This window comes from Actinoplanes sp. NPDC021490 (assembly GCF_055562135.1).
In genome coordinates this window covers 209,644-216,598 of sequence record NZ_JBVHFW010000022.1, presented here as the reverse complement: position 1 = coordinate 216,598, position 6,955 = coordinate 209,644, and the positions used below count along the sequence as shown (strand labels likewise).

The following is a 6,955-nucleotide window of genomic DNA, read 5'->3' as shown; positions in this document are numbered from 1 at the left end:
GAGCACCAGACCGCCCGGCCCCAACCCGACCGCCAGACCCCCCACCCCAGCGTGAGCACCAGACCGCCCGGCCCCAACCCGACCGCCAGACCCCCACCCCAGCGTGAGCGCCAGACCGCCCGGCCCAGCCCGACCGCCAGACCCCCACCCCAGCGTGAGTGCCAGACCCCCACCCCAGCGTGGGTGCCGGACGGTTCGTCGCGGCCGGTTCGCCTCGGTGTCAGGACGCCCTTGTGACGTGGGCTTGGAGTGGGGCTGTCGTTCCGCGGATCACCAGGTGCGGTGGGACGACGGATTCGTGGGAGGGATCGGGGGCTCCGGCCACGCGGGCGATGGCCCGGTCGACGGCCTGACGGGTCATGGCGGGGACGTCCTGGGCGATCGTGGTCAAGTTGATGTGGGCCAGGCGGGCCAGGCTGCTGTCGTCGAAGCCGACGACGCTCATTGCCTCGGGGATCTGGACTCCGCTTCGATTGAACATGTCCATGACACCGGTGGCACAGCGATCATTGAAGACGGTCACGGCTGTTGGAAGTCTTCCCAACAGGACGCCGGCGGCGCGGGTGCCGTGCTCCTCGGTGAGGCCGCCGGGGACTATCTGGATCTCGGCGTCGAGGCCGTGGCGGCGCATGGCGGTGCGGTAACCCCGACGGCGGTCGGCGGCTCCGGGGGCACGGCCGCCGTCGATGTGGGCGATACGGCGGTGGCCTAAAGAAACCAGGTAGTTGACGGCCTGCGTGACACCGGCGGCATCGGCTGTGCGGACAACGTCGAGATCGGGGGCCCGTACGCTCCTCGCGAGCACAACGACCGGCAGCCGGGTCGCCAAGCGGGCCAGCTCGGCAGTGTGGGATTCGGGGCCGAGCAGGATCAGGGCCTCGCAACGGTCCTGCAGCAGGCCACGGATCGCCTCGGACTCGTCGCGCTCGGGCGTGACGGCACTGAGCGCCAGTTCGTAGCCCGTTTCGCGTGCTGCGGTGTAGAGGCCCGTCACCAGGTCGGCATGAAACGGGTGCTGGATGCCGAAAACTACGCCGAGCAGGCGGCTGCGACCACTCCGGAGCAGCCGGGCCCGGCTGTCGGGGTGATAGCCGAGCTCGTCGGCGGCGCTCAGCACACGTTGCCGGGTCTCCGGACTCGCGCCGGGCTCGTCGCGCATCACCAAGGAGACCAGGGATTTCGAGACACCGGCCCGGGTCGCCACGTCGGTCAGCGTAGGTCTGCGTTCGTCGCGCACGAAGAGAGCGTAGTCGCAGATGCTGGAACGTTCCAGACCGCATCTTGACCGGCCGGGCCGGGTCGGCGCAGTGTCCACAGCAAGAACTGGAACGTTCCAGCAGGAGGCGTGGACCATGGTGAGAGTGGCATTGATCGGATCCGGGCGGATGGGGCGGTTCCATGCCGAGACATTGAGCCGGCGGCTACCCGGCGTCCGGCTGGTAGCCATAGCCGACCCGGCCCCCGGCGCCGCCGAAGCCCTGGCCGCCGCCATCAACCGGCTGGACGAAACGATGAGCGATCCAGGCCGCGAGGGCGAAACTGGTGGCATCCGCAACGGTCCGGCGGGATGGGCCGGCACGCAATCGCCTGATCCCGGACCGACAGGCACAGAACCGACAGGCACAGAACCGACAGGCACGGGACCGGCCCGCCTGCAATCGATCGGCTCGGAATCGGCAGGGACAGGACCGGTCGGCACGGAATCGGCCGGCACGGAATCGGCCAGCTCGGTGGGTCGCGCCCGCGCCGGCGGGGTGGGACGGGAATCTGGCGGCGCGGTGATCAGGGTCTACACCGATGCGGCGCGCGTGTGGGAAGACCCCGACGTGGATGCCGTGGTCATCGCTGCCCCGGCCCGCTTCCACGCCGGCCTTGCGGTGGCGGCGGCCCAAGCGGGCAAGCACGTCTTCTGTGAGAAGCCGATGGGTCTCACGGTGGCCGACATCGACCGGGTCATCGACGCGGCGCGGGCGGCGGGGGTTGTTCTGCGGGTGGGGTTCAATCGGCGCTTTGTTTCCGACTGGGCGGCGGCCCGTGCGCTTGTTGACTCCGGCCAGGTGGGCACGCCCCGGCTGCTGCGGTCTCTCACTCGCGACCCGGGCGGGTTCGATCCGGGGCGGGTCGCGCCGGGGACGATCTTCAACGAGACGCTGATCCACGACTTTGACACGTTGCGGTTTCTCAATCCGGGGGCCGAGGTCGTCGAGGTTCACGCGCTGGCGGATGCCCTAGTCGAACCGGAGTGGCGGGACCGCGGGCTGCTGGACACGGCGGTGGTCACTGTCCGGTTCAGCAACGGCGCGATCGGGACGGCCGAGGCCTGCTTCGAGGCCAGCTACGGCTATGACGTACGCGGTGAGGTGCTGGGCTCGGGCGGCATGGTGACGATGGGCGACGGGCGGCGGACGGGGATGACGTTCTCGGGCTCGCAGGGGCGGCTGGTCGAGACGGCGCGCAGCGACCAGGAGCTGTTCGGGGACGCCTACACGGCGGAGCTTGCGTCCTTCGCCGACGCGATCGAGGGCCGCCGGCAGGACCCGTCGGCGGCCTCGGGCGAGGATGCCCGTGCGGCGCTGGCCATCGCGTTGGCGGCGGCGGAGTCGGTGCGTACGGGAAAGCCTGTCGAGGTGGCCAAGTGAGGCTCGCGGTCTGCGCCGAGATGGTGTTTCTGGAGCTTCCGTTCGCGGAGCGGGTCCGGCGGATCGCGGAGCTCGGGTTCGAAGTGGAGATGTGGGGATGGTCCGGCAAGGATCTCGGCGCGATTGCGGGCACGGGGGCGACCGTGTCGTCGATGACGGGCTATCTGAGGGGCACGCTGGCCGATCGCGAGGGGGCCGGGGAACTGCTCGCCACGGCCGAGCTGTCCCTCGAAGTGGCCGAGCAACTCGACTGTGCCCGGCTCAACCTGCACGGGACGGGGCTGGACGATCGTGGACTGCCCGTGGTTCCGGCCGGGGTGGTGACGCCGGCCATGTGGCTGACGGCGGCGCGGACCCTGGAGCGGCTGGCGAAGCTGGGTGAGCGAGCCGGGCGGGTGTTCACGCTGGAGAACCTGAACACCGCGGTCGACCATCCGGGGGTGCCGTTCGCGCGGGCCGCCGACACGATGGCGCTGGTGGAGGCGGTCGGGAGTCCGTTCGTACGGCTCAATCTCGATCTCTATCACGCGCAGATCGGCGAGGGTGATCTGGTGCGCCTGGTCGAGCGGGCGTTGCCGTTGGTGGGTGAGATCCAGGTCGCCGACGTTCCGGGGCGCACGGAGCCGGGAACCGGAGAGATCCACTATCCGGCCGTGGCGGCGGCGCTGCGACGGCTGGGGTACGACGGTGTGATGGCGCTCGAGGGGTGGGCGTCCGGGGAGTCCGAACTGGCGCTCGAGAGGTTCCGGGCGGCATTCACCCCGGGCGGGGCCGATAGCAGCAGTCCGAGCAGATCCTCGGTGCAGACAGGGTGAGCGCGAGGCAGCAGGTGCGGCGGCGCAGGTTGCTGCCCTCCCATTCGACGAGATCCTGCAGGTCGAGGGCTTCGAGCAGGGTGGCGACGTCGCCGGTGGAGGCACCGGGGACAGCGCGGACCGCGTGCCGGGTGGCGTGGGCCAGGCCGGCCGACAGCGACCCGAGCAGGGGTCGCCGGGCGATGCGGATCTCGCGCTGGAACGCGTCGAGCAGCGGGGTGACGTGCTGGTCGAGGAGCACGCTGCGGAGCAGGGCCGGGTCACCGGTGGTGAACGGGATGCCGGGGCGCAGGCCGATGCGTACGGGAGCGCCCGGGGCATCGAGACGCACCAGCACCTGCGACGCCGTCACGTGCGGGACGCGGCGGGCGGCCACCCACCCGAACGCGGCGGGCAGGCAGAGCCAGTAGGAGTACGCCTTCCACATCAGCGCGGCGGCCACATGCGGTCGCGCGTCCCACCGGCGCTGGGCGGCCGTCAGGAGCAGGCCGATGTCGTCGCCGGCGAGGGCCGTGGCCGGGATCCAGCCGTCCAAATCGTGCACGACAAGTCCGGGCGCCAGGCCCGCGAGGGTGCTGGTGCCGTAGGCGCCCCGGATCGCGGCCAGCAGATCGTCCACTACCGCTGTATACCCGGCCGCGGCGCGCCCCTATCCCCAGGGTGCGTGAATGATCTTATCGACGGCGATGGTCATGATCACACGGACCTGGTCACGGCCGCCGAACCACGGATACGGACCGCCGAGATATTTCTGCGCCAGCTCCTCGATGTGCTCGGCGCCACCCTTCGGCGTCAGTTCGATGAGGCGGCCCTTGATCGAGTAGTAGTCGGACGCGTTGGCCGGGTCGGTCACGATCACCGAGACGCGGGGGTCGCGCTCGACGTTGCGTACCTTCCGGAAGCCCTCGACCGTGTTGATCACGATGTGCTCGCCGTCGGTGCCGACCCAGGTCTCGGTCAGCTGCGGCGAGCCGTCGGGGTCGGTGGTCGCGATGAAGCAGGGGCTGGCCTGGCGCAGGAGTTTCAGCAGACCGTCGGGCAAGATCGTCACAACCCGACCCTACGCCGCCCGGAGCCGCCGCTGCCGGAGCCGCCCGGAGCGGCCGGAGCCGGAGCCGCCCGGAGCGGCCGGAGCCGGCGGCTCCCGAGCCGGCCCGCGGCGTGATCGTCACGCAACCGTCATGGACCCGCGAAGGGTCCGCCACCCGGCGGGGTGACTCTGGGTTCATGACTACCGACGAAGCCGTACGGACGCGGGTGGCCCGCCGGCTGGGCCGGGACCTCGTGCTGACACCGAGCGCGTTCCTCGGGGTGGCCGGGCTGTGGCTGGTGGTCACCCCCGTCGTCATCGATCACGGCGTCTACCCGTGGATCAGCGACGTCGTGGCCGGGATCGTGCTGATCGCCGTGGCCGCGGCCCAGGTCGTGCTGCCGCGCCGGTCGACGCTGCTGAGCGCCGCGGCGGCCGTGGTGGGCGCCTGGCTCGCCGCGGCGCCCTTCGTGCTGGGCTTTTCCGGTCAGCTCGGGGTGGCCTGGAACGACAAGCTGGTCGGCACGCTGGTGATCCTGCTGGCCGTGGCGAACAGCCTGCCCCTGATAAAGAGACCGTGAGCGTTTGGATTATGCGATCGCGGTTCTGAGCCATTCAGACTCTCGCCAGTCCGGGCTCTACTCAACGCATGACGTTACTCATTGGTGGAACCGGCAAGACCGGGCGGCGTGTGGCCGAGCGCCTGGCGGCCCGGGGAGAAGATGTCCGCATCGCGTCCCGCACGTCCCGGACGCGGTTCGACTGGGACGACGAGACGAGCTGGGGCCCGGCGATCCGGGGCGAGAAGGCGGCGTACATCACCTTCTATCCCGACCTGGGTCTGCCCGGCGCGGCCGAGAAGGTGGGCGCGTTCGCCGATCTGGCCGCGGCTCACGGGGTCGAGCAGCTGGTGCTGCTGTCGGGGCGGGGTGAGCCGCTGGCCCAGCGGGCCGAGCAGCGCGTCAAGGACGCGGGCCCGGGCTGGACCATCGTCACGTGCTCGTGGTTCGCGCAGAACTTCAGCGAGGACTTCCTGGCCGATGCGGTGCTGGCCGGGGACATCCGGCTGCCCGCGGGCGACGTGGCCGAGCCGTTCGTCGACGCCGACGACATCGCCGAGGTGGTGGCCGCGGCGCTCACCGATCCGCGCCATCGGGGCAGGCATTACGAGCTCACCGGTCCGGCCGCGCTGACCTTCGCCGAGGTCGCGGACGAGCTGAGCCGGGCCACCGGCCGCACGATCACCTACACGCCGATCAGCTTCGAGGAGTACGAGTCGGTGCTGAGCGCGGCGGGGCTGCCGGTCGAGCTGGGCGACATGTTCCGGGGCATCCTCGACGGGCGCAACGCCCGGCCCGCCGACGGGGTGCGGGAGGCGCTCGGACGCCCGGCCACACCCTTCTCCTCGTACGCGAGCAAGGCCGCGGCCGCCCTGTAGTTTGTGCGCATGGACGCGCTGACCGGCCTGCTCGACGGCCCCCGGGCCCGCGGGGCGTTCCTGTTGCGCTCGGTTCTGGATCCGCCGTGGTCGCTGCGGATCCAGGACGGCTCCCCGCTCTCGCTCATCACGATGGTGCGCGGCGACGCCTGGATCCTCAAGCAGGACCATCCCCCGGCCCGCATCGGCGCCGGCGACGTGGCCGTGGTCAACGGCGTCGAGCCCTATGTGGTGGCCGACGACCCAGGCACCGGCCCGCAGGTCGTCATCCATCCCGGGCAGCGCTGCGAGCTGGCCGGCGGCGGCGAGGTGACGCTGACCGGTCAGGGCGTCCGCACCTGGGGCACGCGGCCCGACGCCCCGACCGTGATGATCAGCGGGACCTATCAGATGCACAGCGAGGTCAGCCGCCGCATGCTCGACGCGCTGCCGGGGCTGCTGATCCGGCCGGCCGGGACGGGTGACCGCTCGCTGCTCGACCTGCTCGCGCGCGAGATGGACGGCACCGAGCCCGCCCAGGACCTGGTGCTCGACCGGCTGCTCGACCTCGTGCTGGTCTCGGTGCTGCGGTCCTGGCTGGCCGCGCCGGCCGACGACGCGCCGGGCTGGCAGCGGGCCCAGACCGATCCGGTGGTCGGGCCGGCGCTGCGGCTGGTCCACGACGATCCGGCGTACGGGTGGACGGTGGCCTCTCTCGCCGCCCGCACCGGAGTGTCGCGTGCCTCGCTCGCGCGACGGTTCACCGAGGTGGTGGGCGAGTCGCCGATGGCCTATCTGACCAGCTGGCGGCTCACCCTGGCGGCCGATCTGCTGCGGCAGGGCGACGCCACCCTGGAGGCGGTGGCCCGGCGCGTCGGCTACGGCAGCGCGTTCGCCCTGAGCACGGCGTTCAAGCGGGAACGCGGGGTGAGCCCGCAGGAGTATCGCCGCCGTCCGGCCCGGGCGCCTCACGCGTCCCCGCTGCCCCGCGTGGTGCGGCTCACGTGACCTGACCGCCCGATGTGGGTGTCAGACCCGATGCGAACCCGCCCCG

8 protein-coding genes are annotated in these 6,955 nt (G+C 71.5%); 5 read left to right on the top strand and 3 right to left on the bottom strand.

Annotated features, from left to right (window positions below):
• Positions 1 to 220: 220 nt before the first annotated feature.
• On the bottom strand, positions 221 to 1,237 hold the full coding sequence (locus ACZ3I4_RS41885) for a LacI family DNA-binding transcriptional regulator (RefSeq protein ID WP_465387701.1): 1,017 nt from the start codon (positions 1,235 to 1,237) through the stop codon (positions 221 to 223).
• 124 nt (positions 1,238 to 1,361) lie between these two features.
• Between ACZ3I4_RS41885 and ACZ3I4_RS41880 the strand changes: the two genes are divergently transcribed.
• Both ACZ3I4_RS41880 and ACZ3I4_RS41875 read left to right on the top strand, forming a co-directional pair.
• Complete coding sequence (locus tag ACZ3I4_RS41880) at positions 1,362 to 2,639, top strand: Gfo/Idh/MocA family oxidoreductase (protein ID WP_465387700.1); 1,278 nt, start codon at positions 1,362 to 1,364, stop codon at positions 2,637 to 2,639.
• A complete protein-coding gene (locus ACZ3I4_RS41875; RefSeq protein ID WP_465387699.1) occupies positions 2,636 to 3,454 on the top strand; it encodes a TIM barrel protein in 819 nt (272 codons plus the stop codon). Before ACZ3I4_RS41880 ends, ACZ3I4_RS41875 begins: the two co-directional genes overlap by 4 nt.
• Here the strand turns inward: ACZ3I4_RS41875 and ACZ3I4_RS41870 are convergent.
• Together ACZ3I4_RS41870 and ACZ3I4_RS41865 are read right to left on the bottom strand one after the other, a co-directional pair.
• Positions 3,396 to 4,073, bottom strand: a complete 678-nt coding sequence (locus tag ACZ3I4_RS41870) for a hypothetical protein (RefSeq protein WP_465387698.1) — start codon at positions 4,071 to 4,073, stop codon at positions 3,396 to 3,398. The two genes, ACZ3I4_RS41875 and ACZ3I4_RS41870, sit on opposite strands and share 59 nt — an antisense overlap.
• 30 nt (positions 4,074 to 4,103) lie before the next feature.
• The gene (locus ACZ3I4_RS41865) at positions 4,104 to 4,505 is read right to left on the bottom strand and encodes a PPOX class F420-dependent oxidoreductase (RefSeq protein ID WP_465387697.1); all 402 of its coding nucleotides are present in this window, start codon (positions 4,503 to 4,505) and stop codon (positions 4,104 to 4,106) included.
• Positions 4,506 to 4,681: 176 nt separating this feature from the next.
• Here ACZ3I4_RS41865 and ACZ3I4_RS41860 point away from each other — a divergent pair, with 176 nt between their 5' ends.
• The 3 genes from ACZ3I4_RS41860 (at position 4,682) to ACZ3I4_RS41850 (ending at position 6,909) form a co-directional block, all read left to right on the top strand.
• Entirely contained in the window at positions 4,682 to 5,065 is a 384-nt protein-coding gene (locus ACZ3I4_RS41860; protein WP_465387696.1) for an SPW repeat protein, read from the top strand.
• A gap of 68 nt (positions 5,066 to 5,133) precedes the next feature.
• Positions 5,134 to 5,922, top strand: coding sequence for an NmrA family NAD(P)-binding protein (locus ACZ3I4_RS41855; protein WP_465387695.1), 789 nt, complete (start codon positions 5,134 to 5,136; stop codon positions 5,920 to 5,922).
• Between the two features lie 9 nt (positions 5,923 to 5,931).
• On the top strand, positions 5,932 to 6,909 hold the full coding sequence (locus ACZ3I4_RS41850) for an AraC family transcriptional regulator (protein ID WP_465387694.1): 978 nt from the start codon (positions 5,932 to 5,934) through the stop codon (positions 6,907 to 6,909).
• Positions 6,910 to 6,955: the final 46 nt, after the last annotated feature.